The sequence below is a fragment of the Pseudomonas sp. PDM32 genome, assembly GCF_019219225.1.
GTDB classification, from domain to species: domain Bacteria; phylum Pseudomonadota; class Gammaproteobacteria; order Pseudomonadales; family Pseudomonadaceae; genus Aquipseudomonas; species Aquipseudomonas laurylsulfatiphila.
Map to the genome: position 1 here is coordinate 406,657 of NZ_JAHUWE010000002.1, position 24,821 is coordinate 431,477.

General features: G+C 59.9%; 21 protein-coding genes and 4 tRNA genes. 10 read left to right on the forward strand and 15 right to left on the reverse strand.

Translation table 11 applies throughout. The annotated features are described in order from the left end of the window. Positions 1-402: 402 nt before the first annotated feature. From KW846_RS05360 to KW846_RS05380, 5 genes are all read right to left on the reverse strand, one after another. Complete coding sequence (locus KW846_RS05360) at positions 403-810, reverse strand: sel1 repeat family protein (protein ID WP_218481546.1); 408 nt, start codon at positions 808-810, stop codon at positions 403-405. Continuing rightward, positions 811-1,182 carry a hypothetical protein gene (locus tag KW846_RS05365; RefSeq protein WP_003223109.1) on the reverse strand — a complete coding sequence of 124 codons (372 nt, stop codon included), beginning with the start codon at positions 1,180-1,182 and terminating at the stop codon, positions 811-813. Further along, on the reverse strand, positions 1,179-1,520 hold the full coding sequence (locus KW846_RS05370; RefSeq protein ID WP_116582350.1) for a helix-turn-helix transcriptional regulator: 342 nt from the start codon (positions 1,518-1,520) through the stop codon (positions 1,179-1,181). The genes KW846_RS05365 and KW846_RS05370 overlap by 4 nt, the downstream gene beginning before the upstream one ends. A 114-nt stretch (positions 1,521-1,634) precedes the next feature. Next, positions 1,635-2,090: a YkvA family protein gene (locus tag KW846_RS05375; RefSeq protein ID WP_218475212.1), complete on the reverse strand. Its 456-nt coding sequence runs from the start codon at positions 2,088-2,090 to the stop codon at positions 1,635-1,637. 292 nt (positions 2,091-2,382) lie between these two features. Beyond that, complete coding sequence (locus tag KW846_RS05380) at positions 2,383-3,099, reverse strand: FKBP-type peptidyl-prolyl cis-trans isomerase (RefSeq protein WP_007974985.1); 717 nt, start codon at positions 3,097-3,099, stop codon at positions 2,383-2,385. A gap of 267 nt (positions 3,100-3,366) precedes the next feature. On the opposite strand from KW846_RS05380, the gene KW846_RS05385 reads away from it, so the two are divergent. Continuing rightward, positions 3,367-5,169, forward strand: coding sequence for a di-heme-cytochrome C peroxidase (locus tag KW846_RS05385; protein ID WP_218481547.1), 1,803 nt, complete (start codon positions 3,367-3,369; stop codon positions 5,167-5,169). Between the two features lie 28 nt (positions 5,170-5,197). Beyond that, a complete protein-coding gene (locus KW846_RS05390; RefSeq protein WP_218481548.1) occupies positions 5,198-6,334 on the forward strand; it encodes a catalase family protein in 1,137 nt (378 codons plus the stop codon). A 128-nt stretch (positions 6,335-6,462) separates the two neighbouring features. On the opposite strand, the gene KW846_RS05395 is transcribed toward KW846_RS05390, so the two are convergent. The 4 genes from KW846_RS05395 to KW846_RS05410 form a co-directional block, all read right to left on the reverse strand. Then, positions 6,463-6,539, reverse strand: a tRNA-Asp gene (locus tag KW846_RS05395). A 19-nt stretch (positions 6,540-6,558) separates the two neighbouring features. Further along, positions 6,559-6,634, reverse strand: a tRNA-Val gene (locus KW846_RS05400). 198 nt (positions 6,635-6,832) lie between these two features. Then, a tRNA-Asp gene (locus tag KW846_RS05405) sits at positions 6,833-6,909 on the reverse strand. A gap of 19 nt (positions 6,910-6,928) precedes the next feature. Beyond that, positions 6,929-7,004, reverse strand: a tRNA-Val gene (locus KW846_RS05410). Between the two features lie 159 nt (positions 7,005-7,163). On the opposite strand from KW846_RS05410, the gene rdgC reads away from it, so the two are divergent. From rdgC to sugE, 3 genes are all read left to right on the forward strand, one after another. Beyond that, positions 7,164-8,084, forward strand: coding sequence for a recombination-associated protein RdgC (rdgC, locus tag KW846_RS05415; protein WP_007969735.1), 921 nt, complete (start codon positions 7,164-7,166; stop codon positions 8,082-8,084). A gap of 144 nt (positions 8,085-8,228) precedes the next feature. Further along, positions 8,229-9,194, forward strand: a complete 966-nt coding sequence (locus KW846_RS05420) for a bile acid:sodium symporter family protein (RefSeq protein WP_007977600.1) — start codon at positions 8,229-8,231, stop codon at positions 9,192-9,194. A 118-nt stretch (positions 9,195-9,312) separates the two neighbouring features. After that, positions 9,313-9,627 (forward strand): quaternary ammonium compound efflux SMR transporter SugE, encoded by a 315-nt coding sequence (sugE, locus tag KW846_RS05425; RefSeq protein WP_007977599.1) that lies wholly within the window; start codon positions 9,313-9,315, stop codon positions 9,625-9,627. A gap of 123 nt (positions 9,628-9,750) precedes the next feature. Here the strand turns inward: sugE and KW846_RS05430 are convergent, their stop codons facing one another. The 3 genes from KW846_RS05430 to KW846_RS05440 form a co-directional block, all read right to left on the reverse strand. Next, on the reverse strand, positions 9,751-11,625 hold the full coding sequence (locus tag KW846_RS05430) for an MFS transporter (protein ID WP_218481549.1): 1,875 nt from the start codon (positions 11,623-11,625) through the stop codon (positions 9,751-9,753). A 96-nt stretch (positions 11,626-11,721) separates the two neighbouring features. Next, entirely contained in the window at positions 11,722-12,873 is a 1,152-nt protein-coding gene (locus tag KW846_RS05435) for a TDT family transporter (RefSeq protein ID WP_007977597.1), read from the reverse strand. Positions 12,874-12,978: 105 nt separating this feature from the next. Further along, positions 12,979-14,169, reverse strand: a complete 1,191-nt coding sequence (locus KW846_RS05440) for an MFS transporter (RefSeq protein ID WP_218481550.1) — start codon at positions 14,167-14,169, stop codon at positions 12,979-12,981. 114 nt (positions 14,170-14,283) lie between these two features. Here KW846_RS05440 and KW846_RS05445 point away from each other — a divergent pair, with 114 nt between their 5' ends. Further along, positions 14,284-14,820 carry a TetR/AcrR family transcriptional regulator gene (locus KW846_RS05445; RefSeq protein WP_116582343.1) on the forward strand — a complete coding sequence of 179 codons (537 nt, stop codon included), beginning with the start codon at positions 14,284-14,286 and terminating at the stop codon, positions 14,818-14,820. A 230-nt stretch (positions 14,821-15,050) separates the two neighbouring features. Continuing rightward, on the forward strand, positions 15,051-18,521 hold the full coding sequence (locus KW846_RS05450; protein WP_218481551.1) for a PAS domain-containing hybrid sensor histidine kinase/response regulator: 3,471 nt from the start codon (positions 15,051-15,053) through the stop codon (positions 18,519-18,521). 172 nt (positions 18,522-18,693) lie between these two features. Here KW846_RS05450 and rmuC read toward each other — a convergent pair whose 3' ends face one another. Both rmuC and KW846_RS05460 read right to left on the reverse strand, forming a co-directional pair. Further along, positions 18,694-20,058, reverse strand: coding sequence for a DNA recombination protein RmuC (gene rmuC, locus KW846_RS05455; protein ID WP_218481677.1), 1,365 nt, complete (start codon positions 20,056-20,058; stop codon positions 18,694-18,696). 175 nt (positions 20,059-20,233) lie between these two features. Continuing rightward, positions 20,234-20,557, reverse strand: a complete 324-nt coding sequence (locus tag KW846_RS05460) for a sel1 repeat family protein (protein ID WP_218481552.1) — start codon at positions 20,555-20,557, stop codon at positions 20,234-20,236. Positions 20,558-21,564: 1,007 nt separating this feature from the next. Here KW846_RS05460 and KW846_RS05465 point away from each other — a divergent pair. The 3 genes from KW846_RS05465 to KW846_RS05475 all read left to right on the forward strand — a co-directional run bounded on the left by KW846_RS05465 (position 21,565) and on the right by KW846_RS05475 (position 23,970). Continuing rightward, a complete protein-coding gene (locus tag KW846_RS05465) occupies positions 21,565-21,789 on the forward strand; it encodes a hypothetical protein (protein ID WP_007898912.1) in 225 nt (74 codons plus the stop codon). Between the two features lie 274 nt (positions 21,790-22,063). Continuing rightward, positions 22,064-22,546, forward strand: a complete 483-nt coding sequence (locus KW846_RS05470; RefSeq protein WP_007977587.1) for a hypothetical protein — start codon at positions 22,064-22,066, stop codon at positions 22,544-22,546. A 146-nt stretch (positions 22,547-22,692) separates the two neighbouring features. Beyond that, a complete protein-coding gene (locus tag KW846_RS05475) occupies positions 22,693-23,970 on the forward strand; it encodes an OmpP1/FadL family transporter (protein ID WP_218481553.1) in 1,278 nt (425 codons plus the stop codon). Positions 23,971-24,228: 258 nt separating this feature from the next. On the opposite strand, the gene KW846_RS05480 is transcribed toward KW846_RS05475, so the two are convergent. Beyond that, positions 24,229-24,795, reverse strand: a complete 567-nt coding sequence (locus KW846_RS05480) for a glutathione peroxidase (protein WP_218481554.1) — start codon at positions 24,793-24,795, stop codon at positions 24,229-24,231. Between the last annotated feature and the right edge of the window lie 26 nt (positions 24,796-24,821).

Consider the following 24,821-nt stretch of genomic DNA (forward strand, 5'->3'; position numbering starts at 1 on the left):
TCAACAGGCCGAGCGTTAGCTCGCCTGCCGCTCTTGATCTTGATCCACCCGCCCCCTCGGCAGGCTGAGTGGAGGTGTTCATCCGGGGACGGGCGCGCAGCGCCGTTCGACGCAGTCGAACTCATTGCATGTAGGTCGAAGCGAAGCCGACCGGAGGGCAATGCCCCCGGATGAATACCGCAGCGAAGGAACCCCGAGCCTCAGCGAGGGGCCGTACGTTCGGGGCGAGCGTTTTTTGCTTCCTTTTTTAGGCGCTTGTAAAAAAGGGAGTCGCCGTAAGGGCGAAACCATAAGCCGCCGTTACCGAAGAAACGGATATGTACCCAGTCAACAAAAGACAGGTCGCCTTGCAAACCGGCGCAGGACAACTCCCCAAATAGCCATCCCCCCGACAGCCCAGGGTTATCGGTCAGACTCGCGAGACGCCAGCTCTTGCAACTTGATCGGCGCCAACGGATGCCCGGCCTTGGCAGCAATCCCCCAGAACCGCGCCGCTTCAAGCGGATCCGGCGCCTTGCTCGCCGTCCCGGCCAAACAGATCACGCCCACTTGATACGCCGCCTTGCCATCGCCCGCCAATGCCGCCAGGCGCAACAAACGCACGCCCTCCTCACGAGCACCGAGGCCGACACCACGAAACGTCAGGATGTGCCCATAGAAGCTCTGGGCACCGACGTCGCCCAGGTTGGCCATGCGTGCGAACTGGCCTTCGAGCCAGCGCCAGCCCTGCGGCTGGCGAACAAACCACGACCAGTGAAACAACCGGCGCGCGAGCCAGTACCCCGCTCGCGCCTTGAGTTGCAAAAACATTCAGGCCTCGGCCGATTCCGGGTATTCGTACTCGAACACCCGCACCACTTCCGAAGCGTGCCAGGACGCGGCGGCAACGCCGTCCGACGGCCCGGAAAAACGCCCAAGGCGCTCGACACACTCAAAGAATCCGGTGCGCGGCAAACGGCTGGCGCCCTGGCTGATCACCAGCGAACTGCGCAATGGCTGCTCCGCCTTGGCGTCCAGAGCCGCCAGATGCTCAAGGGCCGCCGTCAGGGTCTGCATGGCCGGGGTCGGCAACTGCAAACGCTCCAGCAATGCCCTATACGTCAACAGATGGCGCTGGCGCCGCGCCTGATCCAGTTCGCCCAACAATCCGTCCCAGTGTTGACGACTGATGCGTACACTCACGATTCATCCCTCCACCCTGGCACCGTCAATTCCCAAGCCAGGCTGCGGCGAATCGCGGCGTCGGGCAGACGCTCGCCACTTTCGATCATGGCCAGGTAAGACGGGCTGATGCCTACCGTGCGGGCCAGCGCCTCGATGGCGATGCCCTTCCCCTCGCGCAAACTGCGTAGTTGATCCAGACCCGGAAGAATCGCGTCTGGTGTCGCCGCCTGAGACTTCGTGGCTTGAGGCGACGCTTGCTCCTTGATACCCGCTGCTTTCAATAACGCCTGATATTGAGCCCATGGCAGAACCGCATACTCGGGCTCGCCTTCGCGTGTAATTATCTGAATATCCATCACTACCCCGTAGGACAACAACACTTAGCGAGTCGGCACTTTTCCCTAGAAGTGTAATCCTAACAGCGGCCAAGGTCGCGGGGGGCATCAATCTATGAAGTCGTCAAAATCGACTCAGCGTTTTTTCGGGCCTTGCAGTTGAAGTTGCTCGGGGGTATCGGGCAGGCGCTCAACCACCGCGAGCTTCTCCGGGACCTGCCGTTTGCGCCAGGCGCGGAAGGCATTGAGCTCGTCGTCGAGCACTTTCATCAACCACGCCAGGACTGCGATGTCATCGAACATGCCGAACACCGGAATGAAATCCGGGATCGCATCCACCGGGCTGAGGAAGTACATCAGGCCCGCGACAACCGACACCAGCGCCTTGGGGCTGATGGCGCGATACTCGCCACGCCAGTAGGCCAGGCAGAGTGCCTGCAACAGCTTCAGGTCGTCCTTGATCTTGCCCAGTCGATTGCCCTGGCTTGCGCCTTTACTGGCAACCGCGAACAATAGGGTCGGCAATCGACCGCGTGCCAGCAGACGTCCGGCCAGTGGCAGGAAACGAGCGAAATTCCAGGGTGCTTTCATCATTCCTCCCGTTGAAATGTTATCCACACAAATTGTGGATAACCTTGTGAACAGAGCTGCTTTTCATCGCTGTAAGCCCCGTTTTACAAGGCCTGCGTTCAGATCGGGCGTTTTTTACTCATCAAAAAAAACCCATAATTTCATTGACTTGGCGGCCTTGTGCGTCTACCGCCGACACTACTATGCCTAAGACTCCGGCCTAGAGCGTCTGTTCGTTTTGTTTACCCCTGCCGAACGCCAGATGCAACAACGCCCCGCATGAGCGAGGCGTTGTTGTCGAAGCAGGCGCTGGTTACTTGGCAGCGGCGTCTTCTTTTGCCGGGTCCTTGATGGCCAGCAGTTCCAGGTCGAATACCAGCACCGAGTTGGCCGGAATCGCCGGGCTCGGGCTTTGGGCGCCGTAAGCCAGGTCAGCAGGGATGTACAGCTTGTATTTCTCGCCAACGTGCATCAGTTGCAGGCCTTCGACCCAACCCGGGATCACACCGCTGACCGGCAGATCGATCGGGCTGCCGCGCTCGACAGAACTGTCGAAGACGGTGCCGTTGGTCAGCTTGCCGGTGTAGTGAACGGTCACTACGTCAGTCGGCTTAGGCTGAGGGCCATCGGCTTTCTGCACGACTTCGTACTGCAAGCCCGAAGCGGTGGTGGTCACGCCAGGCTTCTTGCCGTTTTCTTCGAGGAATTTCTTGCCGGCAGCGGCCGACTCTTCGCTCATCTTGGCCATGCGCTCTTCGGCACGCTTTTGCAGTGCGGCGAACGCCTCGACCAGTTCTTCATCCTTGAGCTTCTGCTCTTTCTTGCCGACGGCGTCTTCGATGCCCTGGGCTACAGCTTTGGAATCCAGGTCATCCATGCCTTCCTGAGCCAGGCTCTTGCCCATGTTCAGGCCAATGCCGTAGGAAGCTTTTTGCGCCGGAGTTTTCAGCTCTACGCTGGTCTGCGAATCACAACCCGCAAGTACCAGGCCAACCAGGGCCACCGCCGCCGCCAACCGATGCTGTTTCATGCTATTTCCTTGTTCATGCGCCTAAAGGGCAATCGAGTAAAGCCGCGAGCTTATCAGGCCGCCACGACCAATGGCTACCGGCATGAGAGCCAGAATCAATTGATAAGTTCAGGTGTTTAAACGCTTTTCACAATTCGAGTGATGAAGCTTCTTTCATCTTGCTCCGACAGAGGCTGATTCCTGAACCTGCAATCTGGCGTAATGGCCCCTTGCCGCACCTTGGGCACTCGGGCATAACGGCATGATAATTCGACAAGGATGTTTATCTTGCGCCTCTTCCTACGCTTGCTGGTTCTCATCACAGTACTGCTCGGGCTGGCCCTGGCCGTGGTTCTTTATTACGTCGCCAACCCGAAACTGCCGGCCTGGTCGCCTGCACAACAGGTGCATTACCTGGAGCAATGGAGCGCCGTCGACCGAGAGACTTATTACTTCACACCCCAGGGCACCGAGGTCAAAGGCTTGCGCTACGACTGGTTCACCGCCCTCGAACTGCCCTTCTCGCAGCAACGCTTCGCCGCCCCCGAGTACCTCGCGCGCTTCGGCTTTCTGGTGGACCCCGGCCAGAAACCCACACCGAACAACCCCGGCAACCTCCCCGCAGGCTTTACCCGGCATCAGAATGCCGACAGCCCGGATGTGTTTCTGGATATCACCTGTGCGGCCTGCCACACCGGTGAACTGCGCTTCAAGGGGCAAGCCGTGCGTATCGACGGCGGTTCGGCGCAGCATGTCCTGCCGTCCAGCGTTCCTACGCTCAAAGGGGGCAGTTTCGGACAAGCGCTGGTCGCCAGCCTGGTCTCGACCTACTACAACCCGTGGAAATTCGAACGTTTCGCACGCAACGTACTGGGCCAGGACTACGAGACGCGCCACAAGCAACTGCGCAAAGAATTCAAGACTTCACTCGATACATTCCTCAAAGTGGCCTGGAACGACACCCATCGCGGGCTCTATCCAACCGAGGAAGGCCCGGGGCGCACCGATGCCTTCGGGCGCATTGCCAACGCCAGCTTCGGTGACGCGATTTCCCCCGACAACTACCGCGTGGCCAACGCTCCGGTCGATTATCCACAGTTGTGGGATATGTGGACGTTCGAATGGGTGCAGTGGAACGGCTCGGCGAAACAACCGATGGCCCGCAACATCGGCGAGGCGTTGGGCGTCGGTGCCACGCTGAACTTCTTCGACCAGAACGGCCAGCCGCTGATGGGCGATGCCCGCTATCCCTCCAGTGTCCGTGTGCGCGACCTGCACCTGATCGAAGAAACCCTGCAACGACTCTCGCCGCCGGCCTGGCCGGAAGACCTGCTGGGCGCAATCGACAAGCCGCTGGCCGCCAAGGGACGCACCCTGTTCGCGGAAAACTGCGCGGGCTGTCATGTACCGCGTACCACCCAGGGCGAGGGACGATACGTTCAGCACCTGAAAATGCTCCCGGTGGATGACATCGGCACAGACCCGGGCGCGGCCAACAACATCGCCGACCATCGCTTCGACCTGACAGCGCTGCAATGGAAGCAGGCGGAACTGGAAAAACTCGATGTAGAGCCAAAACCCGACGAACCACTGGACCTGAGCAAGATGTCCGTGGCCACGGGGCTGGCCTATGTCACGGCATTTGTCCGCGACCGCGCCTATCAGGACGCCAGTGTCACCCCCGCCGAGCGTCCGGAAATGGACGGCTTCGGCCTGCCAATCGGCGTACGCGAATTACGTTCGTATAAAGCCCGGCCATTGGCGGGTGTATGGGCGACAGCGCCGTTTCTGCACAACGGCTCTGTACCGAGCATTTATCAATTGCTGTCGCCTCAGGATGAGCGAGCGACCACGTTCTACAAAGGCACTTTCGAATATGACCCGGGACACCTGGGTTACCGCACCGAAGCCTTTACCAATGGTTTTCTGTTCGACACGCGAATCACCGGCAACCACAACAGTGGTCATGAATTTCGTGCCGGCAAACTCGGCAATGGCGTGATCGGCCGCTGGCTGCAGCCGCAGGAGCGTTGGGCACTGCTGGAATATCTGAAAGTGCTGGGCGGCCCGCTGGAAGCGCAATTGCCATGACCACGGACTCAGCCAAAAGGACGCTCTCATGCTGATTACACTCTGGCTGCGCCTGGGCGCCTTTCTCGGCAAGCTGTTGCTGTGGCTGCTGGTTCTCGGCGTGCTTGGCTGGGCATTGGCCACCGCCTGGCTTGCCTGGCAGCAGCGCGGACCGGTCTCGGCGCAGGAGTCGATTGCGGACGATGAAGCCGCGATGACCCGGGACATCATCCAGACCGCCGTGCGCATCGTCGATCAGCACCGCGAAAGCACCCGCTACCTGCGCGATGCTCACGCCAAGGCCCACGGCTGCGTGAAAGCCGAAGTCCAGGTGTTGCCGGAACTGGCCGCCGAATTGCGCCAGGGCGTGTTCAGCGAGCCGGGCAAAACCTGGCAAGCGACGATGCGCCTGTCCAATGGCAACGCCTACCCGCAGTTCGACAGCATCCGCGATGCCCGGGGCATGGCGATCAAGCTGTTCGATGTACCGGGCAAACAACTGTTGAGTGATCAGCCGGGGCGAAGCGAACAGGACTTTGTGATGTTCAGCCATCCGAACTTCTTTGTAAGTAACGTGGCCGAATACCGTCAGAACGTCGCCGCCCAGGCCGAGGGTAAAAAAATGATGGCGTTTTTTCCGGGCTGGGATCCGCGATCGTGGCAGGTTCGCCACCTGTTTATTGCCCTGGCGACCTTGTCCCCTGCTCCATCAAGTCCAACCCGGACGACGTACTTTTCGGTTTCACCCTACAAATTCGGTGAAGCCAATGCCAAGTTCCGGGTCATGCCCGATCCGGGCAATTGCCCGGCCTACAACCTGCCGGAACAAAACCGCAAGTTGCCGAACTTCCTGCGCAATGCGCTGAATCAACAGTTGTCGACCGACCGGGTACCCGCGTGTTTCGTCTTGCAAATCCAGCGGCAGGACGCCAACAAGTACATGCCGATTGAAGACACCAGCATTGAATGGCGTGAAAGTGATGCGCCCTTCGAGACGGTGGCGCGGATCAAGGTACCGGCGCAGGACTTCGACACACCGGCGCTGAACCTGCAATGCGACAACCAGTCATTCAATCCCTGGTTCGGTATCGAGGCACACCGCCCCATCGGCGGAATCAATCGCCTGCGCAAAGCCGTGTATGAAGCTGTCAGCGACTACCGGCACAGCCGCAACGCCGAGCAATAACCGGACAGACACAAAAAAAGCGATCCCGGGATCGCTTTGAGGACCGGCCAAATGCCAGACAGCAAAAAGCCCGCACAAGGCGGGCTTTCTGTGGTGACCTGGCGTTCAGTGTTCCAGGTTACCGAATATGGCGCAGCGGACGGGACTCGAACCCGCGACCCCCGGCGTGACAGGCCGGTATTCTAACCGACTGAACTACCGCTGCGCGAAACGCTTGAAACGAATGGTGGGTGATGACGGGATCGAACCGCCGACATTCTGCTTGTAAGGCAGACGCTCTCCCAGCTGAGCTAATCACCCTTCGCTTCGTTACGGGACGCATTATGCCACAAGTTTTCATAAAGTGTTGATTTAATTGAAGTTTTTTTCAAATAAATCCGAAAACCGGTAAAACGACACATCCCGCGGGTACAACGTACAAACTTGAGGCAGAAAAAAACCCGCTATAGCGGGTTCTTCCGTGGTGACCTGGCGTTCAGTGTTCCAGGTTACCGAATATGGCGCAGCGGACGGGACTCGAACCCGCGACCCCCGGCGTGACAGGCCGGTATTCTAACCGACTGAACTACCGCTGCGCTAAACACATGAAACGAATGGTGGGTGATGACGGGATCGAACCGCCGACATTCTGCTTGTAAGGCAGACGCTCTCCCAGCTGAGCTAATCACCCTTCGCTTCGGTGTGGCGCGCATTCTACGGAGCGACCCAACCTCTGGCAAGCACTTTTTTAAATAATTTTCTCAGGCCTTCCAAAGGCTTAGAGAAAGGTTGGCCTATGGCACGGCGAAGACAATAATGCCCCCCTTTGTATAAAGGAGAGACTCACCCCATGTGGTTCAAAAACCTGCTTATCTATCGCCTGACCCAAGATCTGCCTGTTGATGCCGAGGCGTTGGAAACTGCACTGGCCACCAAACTGGCGCGCCCATGTGCAAGCCAGGAGTTGACCACCTACGGTTTCGTCGCGCCGTTCGGCAAAGGCGAAGATGCGCCACTGGTGCACGTCAGCGGTGACTTCCTGCTGGTGTCCGCGCGCAAGGAAGAACGTATTTTGCCAGGCAGCGTCGTGCGTGACGCGGTCAAGGAAAAGGTCGAAGAGATCGAAGCCGAGCAAATGCGCAAGGTCTATAAGAAGGAACGCGATCAGATCAAGGATGAAATCATCCAGGCCTTCCTGCCCCGCGCCTTTATCCGCCGCTCGTCGACCTTCGCCGCCATCGCGCCGAAACAGGGCCTGATCCTGGTCAACTCGGCCAGCCCGAAACGCGCCGAAGACTTGCTGTCGACCCTGCGTGAAGTGATCGGCACCCTGCCGGTGCGTCCGCTGACCGTGAAAATGTCGCCGACCGCGACCATGACCGAGTGGGTCACCACGCAGAAAGCCGCGGACGATTTCTTTGTACTGGACGAGTGCGAACTGCGCGATACCCACGAAGACGGCGGCATCGTGCGTTGCAAGCGCCAGGACCTGACCAGCGAAGAAATCCAGCTGCACCTGAGCACCGGCAAAGTGGTCACTCAATTGTCCCTGGCCTGGCAGGACAAACTGTCGTTCGTCCTCGACGACAAGATGGTGGTCAAGCGCCTGAAGTTCGAAGACCTGCTGCAAGACCAGGCGGAACAGGACGGTGGCGACGAAGCCCTGGGCCAACTGGACGCCAGCTTCACCCTGATGATGCTGACCTTCGGTGACTTCCTGCCGGCGCTGGTTGAAGCGCTGGGTGGTGAAGAGACTCCGCAGGGGATCTGATCGCCTGAATCAAAAGATCGCAGCCTGCGGCAGCTCCTACATTGGAATGTATTCCTCCAGTAGGAGCTGCCGCAGGCTGCGATCTTTTTTTGCCAGCAGCGTATGCTTAGCTCCCTAACGCTTTCACCTAACAAGGATCAAGCCATGCGCGCACTGGCTGCATTGAGTCGTTTTGTCGGCAACACCTTCGCCTACTGGGTACTGATTTTCGCTGTCGTGGCGTTCCTGCAGCCGGCATGGTTCCTCGGTCTCAAAGGCGCCATCGTGCCGCTGCTGGGGCTGGTGATGTTCGGCATGGGCCTGACCCTCAAGCTCGAAGACTTCGCCGAAGTCGCTCGCCATCCCTGGCGCGTGGCCCTGGGTGTGGTTGCCCATTTCGTGATCATGCCGGGAGTGGCGTGGTTGCTCTGCCAGGCGTTCCACTTGCCGCCGGAAATCGCCGTCGGCGTGATTCTGGTCGGCTGCTGCCCAAGCGGCACCTCGTCGAACGTGATGACCTGGCTGGCCCGTGGCGATCTGGCGCTGTCGGTGGCCATCGCCGCCGTCACCACCCTCCTCGCCCCCTTGCTGACGCCGGCGCTGATCTGGCTGCTGGCCTCGGCCTGGTTGCCGGTGTCGTTCATGGAGTTGTTCTGGTCGATCCTGCAAGTGGTGCTGCTGCCGATCGTGCTGGGCGTGGTTGCCCAACGGGTGCTCGGCGACAAGGTTCGCCACGCCGTGGATGTGTTGCCGCTGGTATCGGTGGTCAGCATCGTGATCATTGTCACGGCCGTGGTGGCCGCCAGCCAGGCGAAGATTGCCGAATCCGGTCTGTTGATCATGGCCGTGGTCATGCTGCACAACAGCTTTGGCTACCTGCTGGGTTACTTCACCGGGCGCCTGTTCAAGCTGCCTCTGGCCCAACGCAAGTCCCTGGCCCTGGAAGTCGGCATGCAGAACTCCGGGTTGGGCGCCGCGTTGGCCAGTGCGCACTTCTCGCCGCTGGCGGCAGTGCCCAGTGCATTGTTCAGTGTCTGGCACAACATTTCCGGGGCATTGCTATCCACATATTTCCGCCGCATGAGTGAAAAACAGGATCGGGAAATGGCGGCGCAACAGGTCAGCGACTGACTGGAAAACTTGATCCCCGGGTTAATGCTGGGCACTATATTGCCCATCGCGAGGACGACCTCGCGGCTCGATCGAGTCATTAATCTGGGGACGACCCCGTCAGACGATGGAGGTCTTCATGTCCTGGATCATTCTGTTTTTCGCCGGCCTGTTCGAAGTGGGCTGGGCCGTCGGCCTCAAGTACACCGACGGTTTCACCCGCCCGCTCCCCACCGTATTGACCGTTGCGGCCATGGCTATCAGCCTTGGCTTGCTCGGCCTTGCCATGAAGGAATTGCCGCTGGGCACAGCCTATGCGATCTGGACCGGTGTCGGCGCCGTTGGCACTGTGATCGCCGGGATCATTCTGTTTGGCGAGTCGATGGCGCTGGTGAGGTTGGCGAGTGTGGCGTTGATCATTAGCGGGTTGGTTGGGCTCAAGGTCAGCGCTTAGGCCACTACCGCTTTCGCGAGCAAGCCCGCTCCCACAGGTTTCGTGTACTCCCACACATATAGAGCACACCTTCAATCCTTGTGGGAGCGGGCTTGCTCGCGAAGAGGCCCGAACTGTCACCGACTATCTGACTGTCCCGCGCAACTCACCCACCATCGCCTGCAACTTCGCCGGCTGCGCCACTTCAACCGCCACCGCCGGCCCTGCTACTAATGTCACCCGCGACCACAGGCGATGAAACAGTCCCTTGCCCGGATCGCGGCTGAAGAAACTCCCCCACAGCCCCTGCAAGGCCAATGGAATCACCGGCACCGGTGTCTCCTCGAGAATCCGCGTCAAGCCGCCCTTGAACTCGTTGATCTCGCCATCGGCGGTCAATTTGCCTTCGGGGAAGATGCACACCAACTCACCGTCCTTCAGATACCGGGCAATGCGCGTGAAGGCTTGTTCATATATCTGGATGTCTTCCTGGCGCCCGGCAATCGGAATCGTCCCCGCGGTACGGAAGATGAAGTTCAGCACCGGCAGGTTGTAGATCTTGTAATACATCACAAAGCGAATCGGCCGACGGACCGCGCCGCCAATCAGCAAGGCATCGACGAACGACACGTGATTGCACACCAGCAGCGCCGCGCCTTCGTCGGGGATCAGGTCCAGATTGCGGTGTTCCACGCGATACATGGAATGGCTGAGCAGCCAGATCATGAAACGCATGGTGAACTCCGGGACAATCCTGAAGATGTAGGCGTTGACCCCGATGTTCAGCAACGACACGACCAGGAACAATTGCGGGATCGACAGCTTGACCACGCTCAGCAAGACGATCGAGACAATCGCTGACACCACCATGAACAGCGCGTTGAGGATGTTGTTGGCGGCAATCACCCGCGCCCGCTCGTTCTCCGCTGTGCGCGACTGGATCAGCGCGTACAGCGGCACAATGTAGAAACCGCCGAAGACGCCCAGGCCGAGGATGTCGAGCAACACCAGCCAGGTGTGGCCGAAACCGAGGATGTCGATCCAGCCATGGCCGGCGGCGCTGTCCGGAATTCCACCGGAATGCCACCACAGCAGCAGACCGAAGACGGTCAGGCCGAACGATCCGAACGGCACCAGACCAATCTCGACTTTGCGCCCGGAGAGCTTCTCGCACAGCATCGACCCCAATGCGATGCCGACCGAGAACACCGTCAGAATCAGCGTCACCACGGTTTCGTCGCCGTGCATCCATTCCTTGGCATAGGCCGGGATCTGCGTCAGATAGATCGCCCCGACAAACCAGAACCATGAGTTGCCGACAATCGAGCGTGACACCGCCGGCGTTTGCCCCAGGCCCAGTTTCAATGTGGCCCAGGACTGGCTGAAAATGTTCCAGTTCAGGCGCATTTGCGGCGTGGCGGCCGCCGCCCGGGGAATGCTGCGGCTGGCCAGGTAGCCGAGCACGGCAATGCCGATGATCGCCGTGGACACCACCGGTGCGTAATACGCCGAAGACATCATGACCCCGGCGCCAATGGTGCCGGCGAGGATCGCCAGGAAGGTGCCCATTTCCACCAGGCCGTTGCCGCCAACCAGTTCATCCTCACGCAGGGCCTGCGGCAGGATCGAGTACTTCACCGGCCCGAACAGCGCCGAATGGGTGCCCATGGCGAACAGCGCCAGCAGCATCAGCGACAGGTGATCGAACAGAAAACCGACCGCGCCGACCGCCATGATGGCGATTTCCCCAAGCTTGATCAGGCGGATCAACGCGTCCTTGGCGAACTTTTCCCCGAATTGCCCGGCCAGGGCCGAGAACAGGAAAAACGGCAGGATAAACAGCAGCGCACACAGGTTGACCCAGACAGAGCGGTCACCCTCGATGGTCAGCTTGTACAAAATCGCCAGGATCAACGACTGTTTGAACACATTGTCGTTGAATGCCCCAAGGGACTGGGTAATGAAGAACGGCAGGAAGCGCCGGGTACGCAACAAGGTGAACTGTGAGGGGTGACTCATCTTCCATGTGTCCCTGATTATGTAGAGAGTGGCCTGGATACTGTAATTGGAGTATCGAAACTCGATCCAGGCCACACCTTACCTAATCTTTGCCGGTTATTTCTTCAAACCGGCAATGCATGGCGAGACAAACAGCTCGCCACGCCAGGCGCCCAGCACCGTGCGCTTGCCGACGATCAGCCACATCACCGCCAGCAACGCCACCAGTACACAGCCAAACACACTGAAAAACGTCAGGTTCAAGGTACTGGCCAGCTTCAACGTCGCCAGAGAATAGACGCCCAACGGGAAGGTGAAGCCCCACCAGCCCAGATTGAAGGGGATGCCGGCGCGCAGGTAGCGCGCAGTGATCAGCAACGCCATCAGCATCCACCACAGGCCGAAGCCCCACAGGGTGATGCCGGCCACCAGGCCCAGTCCCGCAGCAATCTCACCGACGCCCGGCAAACCGTTGGCCGCAAAAATCAGCGGTGCATCGCCGCCCAGTACCAGCATGCCCAACGCGCCGGTGCCGATCGGGCCAAGGGCCAGCCAGCTCGAGGCGGCCATGTTTTCGTGGGGCAGTTTATGCAGGGCCATGCGCAGCAACAGAATGGTCAGGATGCTGAAGGCCACCGGCAAGGAAAATGCCCAGAGCACGTAGCTGGTCACCAGCATCACCAGTTGCGAGTGAGCGTCGGCCAAATGCGGGGCCAACAGGCCACCGCTGGCGGCCGCCACTTCTGCCGCGACCACCGGCAACAACCAGACAGCGGTCATCTGGTCGATGCTGTGCTCCTGACGCGTGAACATCATGTAGGGAATCAGCACGCCGCAGGCCAGCGACATCGCCACATCCAGCCACCACAGTACTTCGGCGAGGTGAATCACACCGTCGCCCCAGCGTGGCAAGCCGAACACCAGGAAACCGTTGATGATGGTCGCCAGGCCCATCGGGATGGTGCCGAAAAACATCGAAACCGTGGAGTGGCCGAAGATCCGTCGTGCTTCGTCGAAAAACAGCAGCCAACGCGCGGCGTACAGCGCCGTGAACAGCAGGAACAACGCAATGTTGAACAGCCACAAGGCTTCGGCAAAGGCGTGCAAGGCGGGCATGGCGACCGGCAATTGCGCCAGTGCCAGCGCCAGCACACCGGTGCCCATGGTGGCCGCGAACCAGTTGGGGGTGAACTGGCGGATCACTTCGCGTGGGTGCTGCAGGTGACTGAACGGTTTGATTCCGGGCTTGATGCTATTGGCGCATGTCATGGCGAACTCCTGTCCTCTCGTGAGGTAGAGCCCATGTTAGATCCGGATCGAATATCTATATAACGGGTAATATCTCTATATGTTATCTATTACATAGATATTCAATCAGGAGCTGGCCTCGCATGCCGTGCCTGAACGCGGGCGCATCAAACCTGCCAAAACGCCAAGGGCCAGAAGAATCAACACGACACCGTAACCGTCGACAGTCGCCACCAATCCGAGGGTTCGGCTCAGGTTCCCGGCCAGCAGCGATGGCAAGCAGAAGGCGAGATAGCTGAGCGCGTAATACGTCGACACCAGCCCGGCACGCTCATGGGGCAAGGCCAGCGGCACCAGGCTACGCAAGGTGCCGAGAAAACCGGAGCCGAAACCACAGCCTGCGACCAGAGTGCCAAGGAAGAACAGCGGCAGGCTGGCACTGTGAACCCCCAGCAAAATCAGCACCACACCCATTGGCATCATGCTGGCGCCCAATAACAATGACTTGCCGGCGGGTCGGTTGCGCATGCTGTAGATCATCAGCGCACCGGTCAACGTCAAGGCGGCAACGGTGGCCCCGCCGATCATGTTCGAGGTCGAGCCTGTGGCCGTGCGCACCAACGAAGGCGCCAGGGAAGCGTAGAAACCGCCGAGGGCCCACAGGGCAGTATTGAGCGGCAGCACCCGCCACAAAGTCGAGCGCGCCTGCAGCGGTACATGCAGAGTCGGTCGCAACGAGGCCCAAACCCCGGCCTGCCGCGAGACGCTTTCCGGCAAGCGCCAGACATACAACGCCTGCATCACAAACAACGCCAGCAGCAGCCAGAACGTCAGGTGCAACGGCGCCGGGGCGAACTCGGCCAACACACCGCAGCCCAATCCGCCAATGGCCATACCGGTCAAGGGTGCAACGCTATTGACCAGCGGCCCCCGTTCGCGGTCGGTATCCAGTAGCGTTGCGCCCAGCACCGCGGTAGCCATGCCGGTGGCAAAACCTTGCAGGACTCGGGCACTGATCAGCCAGGTGACGCTGTCGGCGTGAATAAACAGCAGCATCGCCAGAATATTCAGCACCACCGCCGTGAAAATCACCGGTTTGCGCCCCAGGTAATCGGACAGCGAGCCGACGGTCAGCAACGCCACCAACAGGCTGAGGGCGTACACGCCAAAAATCAGGGTCAGGGTCGCGGCCGAAAACTGCATCTGCTCCTGATACAGGTGATACAGCGGCGTCGGCGCCGTGGAGGCCGCCAGGAAACTGAGCAAGGTAACGGCGAGAAACCACAGGCTGGCACGGTTTGGATGAGAACTGGACATGGGCGCGCTCCACAAAAGCTAACTTTTTGCTTTTGCGGAGTGTGCTACCGGATCTCTCTTAAAGCAAATTCTTTGTGTTAAGGTCCGAGGCATGGCTTTTACAGGAACCCCAGGATGACAGCTCCCACCTTACGCCCGGGCGGACGCAGCGCGCGGGTACAAGAGTCGATTCATTCGGCCGTGCGCCAACTCCTCGAGGAGCAGGACCGCGCCAGCCTGACCGTGCCGCAAATTGCTGCACGCGCAGGCGTTACACCCTCGACCATCTATCGTCGCTGGGGTGATTTGTCGGCGCTGCTGGCCGACGTCGCCCTCGCCCGCATGCAGCCCGACAACGACCCCACCCACACCGGCAGCCTGCGCGGCGATATTCGAGCCTGGGCGGAACAGTACCTGGACGAAATGAGCTCCGAACCTGGCCGCAACATGCTGCGCGACGTACAGGCGGCGCTCAAGCCAAGTTACTGCGCGACGATCATTGGCGGGCAGTTGCAGACGATCCTCGACCGTTTTCCCAACGAGCCCGTGCCGGGTGTCGATCGGCTGATCAACCTGATCGCCGCCCCCATCGTTTTCCGCATTCTGTTTTCCGAGGCCGCGCTGGAGGTTGAAGAGCTGCATCGGTTGATCGAGATTGCGTTGATTCCGTAATACCGCTATTCGCGAGCAAGCCCGCTCCCACAGGTGATCGCGTTTATCCTGATTGAACGCGGCCGTAATGTGGGAGCGGGCTTGCTCGCGAAGAGGCCCACCCAGACACTGCAAAATCCCCTGCGACACCCCGCCACGCCACGACCTTGGTCGACACTGACTAACGCTGGCGGTCGTGCGAGACTGTCTGTCCGGGCGGGATGCCCGGAAGTCTTTTGTCTGGAGTCCCCATGTCGCTGTCCACCGGGCTGATTGCCGCCGTCGCCCTGGCCTATATGGCCATCATGTTCGCCATCGCCTTCTATGGCGACCGACGCAGCGCGCCTTTGCCGCCGCGTGTGCGCGCCTGGGTGTACAGCCTGTCGCTGGCGGTCTATTGCACCAGCTGGACGTTCTTCGGCGCCGTGGGCCAGGCCGCCGAACAGCTCTGGTCGTTCCTGCCGATCTACCTCGGGCCGATCCTGTTGCTGGTCGGTGCGCCGTGGGTCCTGCAGAAAATGGTGATGATCAGCAAACAGGAGAACATCACCTCGATCGCCGACTTTATCGCCGCGCGCTATGGCAAATCCCAGTCGCTGGCGGTGGTGGTGGCGCTGATTTGCCTGGTTGGCGTGTTGCCCTACATCGCACTGCAGCTCAAGGGCATTGTGCTCGGCGTGAACCTGCTGATCGGCGCCGGCGCCGACGCCATGGGCACCCGGGCCCAGGACACCGCGTTGATCGTGTCGCTGGTGCTGGCGCTGTTCACCATCGTCTTCGGTACCCGCAACCTCGACGCCACGGAGCACCACCGCGGCATGGTGCTGGCCATTGCCTTCGAATCACTGGTCAAGCTGTTCGCGTTTCTCGCCGTCGGCGCGTTCGTGACCTACGGCCTGTACGACGGTTTCGACGACCTGTTCGACCAGGCCATGCTGGCGCCGCGCCTCGAACAGTACTGGAAGGAAACCATCAACTGGCCGTCGATGGTGGTGCAGACCGGCGTGGCAATGATGGCGATCATTTGCCTGCCGCGGCAGTTTCACGTGACCGTTGTCGAGAACATCGATCCCCAGGATCTGCGCCTGGCCAAGTGGGTATTCCCGGCCTACCTCGCCCTCGCTGCCTTGTTTGTCGTGCCGATCGCCCTGGCTGGCCAGATGCTGCTGCCCAGCTCGGTATTGCCGGACTCGTTCGTCATCAGCCTGCCCCTGGCGCAGGCGCATCCGGCGCTGGCCCTGCTGGCGTTTATCGGTGGCGCTTCGGCGGCCACCGGTATGGTGATCGTGGCCAGCGTGGCACTGTCGACCATGGTGTCCAACGACATGCTGCTGCCCTGGCTGCTTCGTCGCAACAACGCCGAGCGCCCGTTCGAAGTGTTCCGCCAGTGGATGTTGTCGGTGCGCCGCGTCAGCATTGTGGTCATTCTGTTGCTGGCCTATGTCAGTTACCGCCTGCTGGGCTCGACCGCCAGCCTGGCGACCATCGGCCAGATCGCCTTCGCCGCCGTGACCCAACTGGCCCCGGCCATGCTCGGTGCGCTGTACTGGAAACAGGCCAACCGCCGCGGTGTTTTCGCCGGCCTCGCCGCAGGCACCTTCCTGTGGTTCTACACCCTGATCCTGCCGATCGCCGCCCTCAGCCTCGGCGTTTCCTTGAGCACATTCCCGGGGCTGGCGTGGTTGCACAGCAATCCAATGAACCTGCCGATCACCCCGCTGACCCAGGGCGTGGTGCTTTCGCTGGCCGGCAACTTCACGCTCTTCGCTTGGGTCTCGGTGCTGTCGCGCACCCGGGTTTCCGAGCACTGGCAGGCGGGCCGCTTCATTGGCCAGGAAATCAGTGCCCGCCCCAGCGCGCGCTCAATGCTGGCGGTGCAGATCGACGACCTGCTGCAACTGGCGGCGCGCTTCGTCGGCGAAGAGCGTGCCCGACAGAGCTTCATCCGCTTTGCCTATCGCCAGGGCAAAGGCTTCAACCCGAACCAGAACGCCGACGGTGAATGGATCGCCCACACCGAACGCTTGCTGGCGGGTGTGCTCGGTGCCTCTTCGACCCGCGCGGTGGTCAAGGCCGCCATTGAAGGACGGGAGATGCAACTGGAGGATGTCGTGCGCATCGCCGACGAAGCCTCGGAGGTGCTGCAGTTCAACCGCGCCTTGCTGCAAGGCGCCATCGAAAACATCACCCAGGGCATCAGCGTGGTCGACCAGTCGCTGAAACTGGTGGCCTGGAACCGTCGCTACCTGGAATTGTTCAACTACCCGGACGGCTTGATCAGTGTCGGTCGGCCGATCGCCGACATCATTCGCCACAATGCCGAACGTGGCCTGTGCGGCCCCGGCGAAGCCGAAGTTCACGTCGCGCGTCGCCTGCACTGGATGCGCCAGGGCCGCGCGCATACCTCCGAGCGCCTGTTCCCCAACGGCCGGGTCATCGAGCTGATCGGCAACCCGATGCCGGGTGGCGGCTTCGTCATGAGTTTCACCGACATCACCGCGTTCCGCGAAGCCGAGCAGGCGCTGACCGAAGCCAACGAAGGCCTGGAGCAACGGGTCACCGAACGGACCCACGAACTGTCCCAGCTCAACGTCGCCCTGACCGAAGCCAAGGGCATCGCCGAGGCGGCCAACCAGTCCAAGACCCGTTTCCTCGCGGCCGTCAGCCATGACCTGATGCAACCGCTGAATGCGGCACGCCTGTTCTCCGCCGCCCTCTCCCATCAGGAAGATGGACTCTCCAGCGAAGCGCAGAAACTGGTCGGGCACCTGGACAGCTCGCTGCGCTCGGCCGAGGACCTGATCAGCGACCTGCTGGACATCTCTCGTCTGGAGAACGGCAAGATCAACCCGAACCGCCAGCCGTTCGCGCTCAACGAACTGTTCGATACCCTCGGTACAGAGTTCAAGGTGCTGGCGCAGGAACAAGGCCTGGAGTTCCGCGTTCGGGGCAGCACGCTGCGGGTCGACAGCGACATGAAGCTGCTGCGGCGAATTTTGCAGAACTTCCTGACCAATGCGTTTCGCTACGGCAAAGGGCCGGTACTACTGGGCGTTCGCCGACACAAGGAAGCATTGAGCCTGGAAGTCTGGGACCGCGGGCCGGGTATTCCGGAAGATAAACAACAGGTGATTTTCGAAGAGTTCAAGCGCCTCGACAGCCACCAGACACGGGCCGAAAAAGGCCTCGGCCTGGGGCTGGCCATAGCCGACGGGCTATGTCGCGTGCTTGGTCATACCTTGCGCGTGCGCTCCTGGCCGGGACGCGGCAGCGTGTTCAGCGTCAGCGTACCGCTGGCCCGGGCACAAACCGCAGCGCCGGTCAAAGTCGCCGAGCTCAACGGCAAATTGCTCAATGGCGCGCAGGTGCTGTGCATCGACAACGAGGACAGCATCCTGATCGGCATGAACAGCTTGCTCAGCCGCTGGGGTTGCCAGGTCTGGACCGCACGCAATCGCGAGGAGTGCGCAACGCTGCTCGGTGAAGGCATGCGCCCGCAATTGGCACTGGTGGATTACCACCTCGATCATGGCGAAACCGGAACCGATCTGATGGCCTGGCTGCGCACGCAAATGGGCGAGCCGGTTCCTGGCGTGGTGATCAGCGCCGATGGCCGGCCGGAGACGGTCGACAAGGTCCATGCAGCAGGGCTGGATTACCTGGCCAAACCGGTGAAACCGGCGGCGTTGCGGGCGTTGTTGAGTCGGTATTTGCCGTTATAACCCGGGTTGACTCAAAACCCTGTGGCGAGGGGGCTTGCCCCCGCTGGGCTGCGCAGCAGCCCCAAGACCATTCAATGAGTCTCATCAGGTTAAGCGCGCTGCCTGATGGACGACTGCTGCGCAGCCGGACGGGAGCAAGCTCCCTCGCCACAGGATCCGCGGTCGCCCGGGGCTACTCCGGCAACTCGACCAACCCATCGACATCGGTCATCGCCCGCTCCAGCAAATCCGCCGGCAGGCTCTTGCTCGCCCGTGCACCCAGCAGCTTGAGTTGCTCACTGCGACTGACCAGGTTGCCACGCCCCTCTGTCAGCTTGTTGCGTGCCGAACTGTAGGCCTTGTCCAGTTGCTGCAGGCGATTGCCGACCTCGTCCAGATCCTGAATGAACAGCACGAACTTGTCGTACAGCCACCCGGCCCGCTCGGCGATTTCCCGGGCGTTCTGGCTCTGGCGTTCCTGTTTCCACAGGCTGTCGATGACACGCAGGGTCGCCAGTAACGTCGTGGGGCTGACGATCACGATGTTGCGATCGAATGCCTCTTGAAACAGCGTCGGCTCGGCCTGCAACGCGGCAGAAAACGCCGCCTCGATCGGCACGAAGAGCAACACGAAATCCAGGCTGTGCAAGCCATCGAGGCGCTTGTAATCCTTGCCGGCCAGGCCTTTGACGTGATTGCGCAATGAAAGAACATGCTGCTTGATGGCGATCTGGCCGATGGCCTCGTCCTCAGCCGCCACATATTGCTGATAGGCCGTCAGGCTGACCTTGGAGTCGACCACCACCTGCTTGTCACCCGGCAGATAGATGATCACGTCCGGCTGGAAGCGTTCGCCGTCCGGCCCCTTGAGATTGACCTGAGTCTGGTACTCGCGGCCCTTCTCCAACCCTGCATGCTCAAGCACGCGCTCAAGAATCAGTTCGCCCCAATTGCCCTGGGTCTTCTGCCCTTTCAAGGCCCGGGTCAGGTTGGTGGCTTCGTCGCTCAAGCGCAAATTCAGCTGTTGCAGGCGCTCCAGCTCCTTGGCCAGGGAGAAACGCTCACGGGCCTCGTTCTGATAGCTTTCCTCGACGCGCTTTTCGAAGGACTGGATGCGCTCCTTGAGCGGATCGAGCAACTGCCCCAGGCGCTGTTGGCTGGTTTCGGCAAAACGCTGCTCGCGCTCATCGAAAATCTTCCCCGCCAGCTCGGCAAACTGCGCGCGCAATTCGTCCCGCGAACCTTGCAGGTCGTTCAGGCGTTGCTGGTGACTGTCTTGTTGCTCACGCAATTCGGCATTGAGCGACGCCGCCTGGGCATCCAGACGGCGCAGTTCGGCGTCTTTGCCGGCGCGTTCGATATTCCACGCATGGGCGGCGTCCCGGGCGTCGTCGCGCTCGATCTGCAGCAGTTCGACTTCACGACGCAGTGCAGCCAGATCAGCCTGCTTGGCGGAATTGGCCTGGGTCAGATCAGCGATTTCATCGCGGCTGGACTCCAGTTGTGCACTCAAGCCGTCCTGCGCCAGTTGCGCCATGGCCAGGCGCTCCTGCAGCAGTGCAACGTCTGCTTGCGTGGTGCTGGCCCGACGCTGAAGTTGCCAGGCCAATACCAGCAACGGCAACCCTGCCGCTGCCAGCCCCAGCAATACGCTGGTCAAGTCCATTGCCATAGCCACTCCTGCCATTCGGGTAAAGCCTGAAGGTTAACCAAGGCGTCTGGTCTTGGACAGCTCAGTCTTCGATCAGCCCCAGTTCCTGTTGAGCGCGGCGATCGCCTGCCCGAGCGGCCTGACGCAACAGGTCCTGACCGATACGGCGGTCCCGGGCATTCCCGCATTCGCGGCACATCAACTGGCCAAGGCGACTTTGCGCAGCCACCACGCCCTCACGGGCCGGTTGCTTGAGCAGACGTCCGGCGATGTGTTTGACGTTAGGGTTTTCGCCCAGGTGCGGGCTGTCCAACAGCCACTCTGCCACGCGCATGGAAAAGCGCTTGGTAGGGGCAACAGTGGTTGGTGTGGAGGTAGAGGAAACAGGAGCTGAGCGAAACTTCATAAAGCACTGTGGGGCAGATCGGAAGGCGCGCAACTTTACTCTCTTTTTCCTACAGGTAAAGCCGAAAATGTCCCGGCACGCCCGTCCTAGAGCAAGCGCTCGGGACAATCCACAGAAGCTGTGGATAACTCAGTGGACAACCGTCCTTGAACCCGCTCAAAGCCCTGTGGAATGGGCTTCGCAGTCAAACTGACGATTTTTTCACCAGTAAAAAAAAGCGATGTTTTTCATTGACTTAAATTTTGGTTACAGGCAGCCATTACGCTTGAACCTGAGATGACAGCGGGGTGACAGACTCTGCAACTAATGTGCACAAGTGCCTTTGCGACGGTTATATCAATGCACTTTTTCGGCGCGTTTTTTTGTCATGGCTGGGGATAAGCCCTGGCAAACCCGGTATTTAGACGGCTGCGTTGCTACCAACGTCGATGACCGATGGTCGGATTTTGTTCTGCTACAGGGCACATCAACCGCAGGCGGCGCAGATTCATACGATGATCTGCAAGGCAAAACAGCCCGATCGAGCACCCGCTTGGAAATTCTTTTTGCTAACACACTTCCCTTGTCCAGTTCAATCCGTTAGTATCCGCGGCGTTAGTACCAAGCTGAAAGTCAATTCTGGTCGAACAAATCCCCCCGGTCAGCCTTCCCGACGGAAGCCTCCACCGAACAAGCGGGATCGACCACCTCGATGGTTTCCAGGTAAATCTTGCGCCGACACGACCTTTGAATCGAAAGCAAAGGGTGTTGCTCCGCCTGCCTACTCTGCTCGAACCAACCTGCAAATTGATCAGGATCTTCACCCCGGGCCCAGAACCTTTGCCCTCGATGTGTTGCCTGCCCTCCTAAGTACCTACCTGCCAGCCCAAGCGCGCCAACTTATCAGCGCTTCAAACTGGCTGCTTTGTTCCAGTCGGGTTCTTCGTTCGATCAATGGTGATCGACGTTACTGGAACGTTTTAACGTTGCACGGTTCTTATCCGTGTCATTTGTAGGAACACCCAATAATGTCTACTCAAATCCACACTCAGGATGCCATTCGCACCCTAACCAACGCTTTTGCACCAATGAACTGCCTGATCATGGCCGCTCGCAAAGGCTGCTTCAGCTTCACCCTGGTCAACGAACACGGCATCGCTCGTCACAGCGAACGCCTGTACCCCGATCAATACTCCAGCGCCGAACCGCTGCAGGCCGTGATCGAGCGTACCCGTCAGGCCCTGGTTGCCTGAAACGCCAGAAAGGCTGAAAAACCCGAAAGCCCTGCCCGAAAAGCAGGGCTTTTTATTGCCCGATGTTTCCCCACCCTCGAGCCACGACTAAGCACGATCCGATATAAGGGTTATAACTGGTCGCTGGAAATATTTTAAAAACAGTCCTTTACAGCGCGAATATGACACTACACTTCAACTCAAGCGGCTTGACCCGCTTGCGGCGAGCCTGAACCGATTCACAGCTGCCAAGCCCCTTCAGGTATCGCCGTCCAATTCAGGTTTCGAGGGTTTTATGGGTATCGCTGCCAGCGAACTGTGCCGCTATGTGATTCGTCCGACATTGATCTACCTCGGACGCCATAGCGCTACTGCCGAATCCCTGCTGCTGGGCATTGCCGCCAGCCAGTCGGCCCTTGGTTCCGCCCTGCATGACCGCCGTGGGCATGGCCTGTACCGCATCGCCGAGCCCCGCCACCAGGCACTTTGGGACCATTACCTGGCCCTTGATCCGGAGCGTGCAAGTCTGGTCCGCGGCCTGGCCAGCCAGCATGCGTTTCTGAGCGGCCCGCACCTCGAGTTGACCGTCAACCTGCGTTACGCCACAGCCATCGCCTGGCTGCTGGTGGAGGAACAGAATACCCCCCTCCCCTCCCCTGATGATTTGTTGGGCATGGCCAGGATCTGGCGCCAGACATTTCATCCCCAGGGGCGTCTGCGTGATTTCACCAGCGCCTGGCAAACCTGTGTTTCACCCCTGAATCAGGTAGCCTGCTGACACCTCTGGATCCAAACATCGCGCAACAAGTCGTGATTTTGGTCTGATTGTCCTACAAAACCGCTCTAAATCAAGGCATACAGCCTATGGCGCCGGGACGAAAATGTTGGTAATTTTCGCCCCGGTGATCACCAGGAGTTCTAATAATGAAAAAAGTAATGCTCAAAACCACCCTTAGTCTCGCCGTTACCCTGGCATCCACCCAGCTCTTTGCAAGTGGCTTTGCCCTGAACGAACAAAGCATCAGCGGGATGGGGACAGGTTTTGCCGGGCGATCTTCTGCTGCCGACGACGCATCCACCATTGCTGGCAACCCTGCCGGCATGTCCCGCATCAAGCGCGAACAAGTGACCGGCGGTGTTGCATTCATCGACGCGCACACTGACATCAGTGACGCCAGCTCCAGTCCGAACGGCGGCACCAACAAAGGTGACATGGTCCCTTTCATGGGCGTGCCGATGGGTTACTACGTCAAACCCATCGACGACCACTGGGCATTCGGTATCGGCGTGTACGCACCATTCGGCCTGGTAACCGACTACGAGAACAACTTTGCCGGCCGTTACTTCGGCAGCAAGAGCGAAGTTAAAATCGTCACCCTGCAACCGACTGTCAGCTACGCCTTCAACGACAAGGTCTCCATCGGTTTCGGCCCGACCATCAACCGCATCGACGGCACCCTGGAATCGAACCTGTCGATCATCCAGGGTCCGGCAGATGGCAAGGTCAAGATCGAAGGTGACGACACTGCGCTGGGCTACAACATCGGCGTTCTGGTTCAAGCCACCGACAGCACGCGTGTCGGCCTGACCTACCACTCGAAAGTGAAGTACAAGCTCGAAGGCAACACCAAGGTCAACTACGGCTTGCTGGGCCTGATCGGCCAGAACCCGAATCAGAAGTACGACGCTTCGCTGGACCTGACCACACCTGAATCGGTGGACTTCTCGGTGACTCACCAGCTCGACGACAAGTGGACTCTGTACGCAGGCAGCACCTGGACCCGCTGGAGCCGCCTGAAAGAAATCACCGTTGAAAACACAGGTGTTCCAGCCGCTCTGAATGGCCAGTTCGGTACCATCACCGAAGAACAGAACTGGCACGACACCTGGGCTCACGCCATCGGCGCGTCCTACCAGCTGAACAAGCAGTGGGTACTGCGTACCGGTCTGTCCGTTGACCAGGCACCGACCAACAACGTTGACCGTTCCCCTCGCATCCCGACGGGCGATCGCAAGATTTTCAGCGTGGGCGCCGGCTGGAGCCCGACCGACGACCTGACCATCGACCTGGCGTATTCGTACCTGCGCGAAGAGTCGGTCAAGATCGACAACAAAACCGACGATTTCCGTAATCAGAAATACAACGCCAAGTATGAAAACTACGCGAACGGTTTCGGTCTCGGTGCAACCTACCGTTTCTGATGATTCCCAGCGAGCCTGAACCGCTCGCCACCGGATTCAAAAAAGCCCCGCTCTCTTCACAGAGGCGGGGCTTTTTTGGTTCTTCACGGAATCCCGCGGAACACAGATTTCGAAAAGCCTGTAGGAGCTGCCAAAGGCTGCGATCTTTTGATCTTGATCTTCAGCAATCTCCAGATCGCAAAAGCAAGATCAAAAGATCGCAGCCTTCGGCAGCTCCTACAAGGGAACGTGTGCACCACCAAACAACGAGGCCGAACGTCAGGGGGCAGAAGCAAGCGGTGGCGAAGCCAGGGCTTTTTCTACCGCGGCGATGAACTCGGGATCATCCGGCTTGGTCAGGCTGGAGAAATTGGCGATCACCTTGCCCTGGCGATCCACCACATACTTGTAGAAATTCCACTTAGGCGCACTGGTTTGACGGGCGAGGACTTTGAACAAGTGCGTCGCATCGTCGCCACGAACCTTTTGCGGTTCAGTCATGGTGAAAGTCACGCCGTAGTTGGCATAGCAGACTTTCGCCGTCTCGGCGCTGTCTTTGGACTCCTGCTTGAAGTCGTTTGACGGCACGCCGAGTATTTCCAGCCCTTGCCCCTTGTAGTGTTGATTGAGTGCCTCAAGGCCCTCGAACTGCGGTGCGAAGCCGCAGAAACTGGCGGTGTTGACCACAACCAGCGGTTTATCGGCGTAACGCTGGCACAGGTCGATGGACTCCTTGGCCCGCAACTTCGGCAGCGAGCCCTGCAGCACCTCCGGACAATCAGCGGCCCAAGCCAGCCCGGACAACGTCATCAGCAACGCGGGAACAGCACACCAGCGCTTGAGCATCTCGAGCATCCTTGATAATTCGTCAA

Bases quoted from the DNA above. Each gene is read 5' to 3' on its own strand.
- KW846_RS05360 (WP_218481546.1), bottom strand. From the start codon at position 810: ATGTTTTTGCAACTCAAGGCGCGAGCGGGGTACTGGCTCGCGCGCCGG.
- KW846_RS05370 (WP_116582350.1), bottom strand. From the start codon at position 1,520: ATGGATATTCAGATAATTACACGCGAAGGCGAGCCCGAGTATGCGGTT.
- KW846_RS05375 (WP_218475212.1), bottom strand. From the start codon at position 2,090: ATGAAAGCACCCTGGAATTTCGCTCGTTTCCTGCCACTGGCCGGACGT.
- KW846_RS05380 (WP_007974985.1), bottom strand. From the start codon at position 3,099: ATGAAACAGCATCGGTTGGCGGCGGCGGTGGCCCTGGTTGGCCTGGTA.
- KW846_RS05390 (WP_218481548.1), top strand. From the start codon at position 5,198: ATGCTGATTACACTCTGGCTGCGCCTGGGCGCCTTTCTCGGCAAGCTG.
- rdgC (WP_007969735.1), top strand. From the start codon at position 7,164: ATGTGGTTCAAAAACCTGCTTATCTATCGCCTGACCCAAGATCTGCCT.
- KW846_RS05420 (WP_007977600.1), top strand. From the start codon at position 8,229: ATGCGCGCACTGGCTGCATTGAGTCGTTTTGTCGGCAACACCTTCGCC.
- sugE (WP_007977599.1), top strand. From the start codon at position 9,313: ATGTCCTGGATCATTCTGTTTTTCGCCGGCCTGTTCGAAGTGGGCTGG.
- KW846_RS05430 (WP_218481549.1), bottom strand. From the start codon at position 11,625: ATGAGTCACCCCTCACAGTTCACCTTGTTGCGTACCCGGCGCTTCCTG.
- KW846_RS05435 (WP_007977597.1), bottom strand. From the start codon at position 12,873: ATGACATGCGCCAATAGCATCAAGCCCGGAATCAAACCGTTCAGTCAC.
- KW846_RS05440 (WP_218481550.1), bottom strand. From the start codon at position 14,169: ATGTCCAGTTCTCATCCAAACCGTGCCAGCCTGTGGTTTCTCGCCGTT.
- KW846_RS05445 (WP_116582343.1), top strand. From the start codon at position 14,284: ATGACAGCTCCCACCTTACGCCCGGGCGGACGCAGCGCGCGGGTACAA.
- KW846_RS05450 (WP_218481551.1), top strand. From the start codon at position 15,051: ATGTCGCTGTCCACCGGGCTGATTGCCGCCGTCGCCCTGGCCTATATG.
- KW846_RS05460 (WP_218481552.1), bottom strand. From the start codon at position 20,557: ATGAAGTTTCGCTCAGCTCCTGTTTCCTCTACCTCCACACCAACCACT.
- KW846_RS05465 (WP_007898912.1), top strand. From the start codon at position 21,565: ATGTCTACTCAAATCCACACTCAGGATGCCATTCGCACCCTAACCAAC.
- KW846_RS05470 (WP_007977587.1), top strand. From the start codon at position 22,064: ATGGGTATCGCTGCCAGCGAACTGTGCCGCTATGTGATTCGTCCGACA.
- KW846_RS05475 (WP_218481553.1), top strand. From the start codon at position 22,693: ATGAAAAAAGTAATGCTCAAAACCACCCTTAGTCTCGCCGTTACCCTG.
- KW846_RS05480 (WP_218481554.1), bottom strand. From the start codon at position 24,795: ATGCTCAAGCGCTGGTGTGCTGTTCCCGCGTTGCTGATGACGTTGTCC.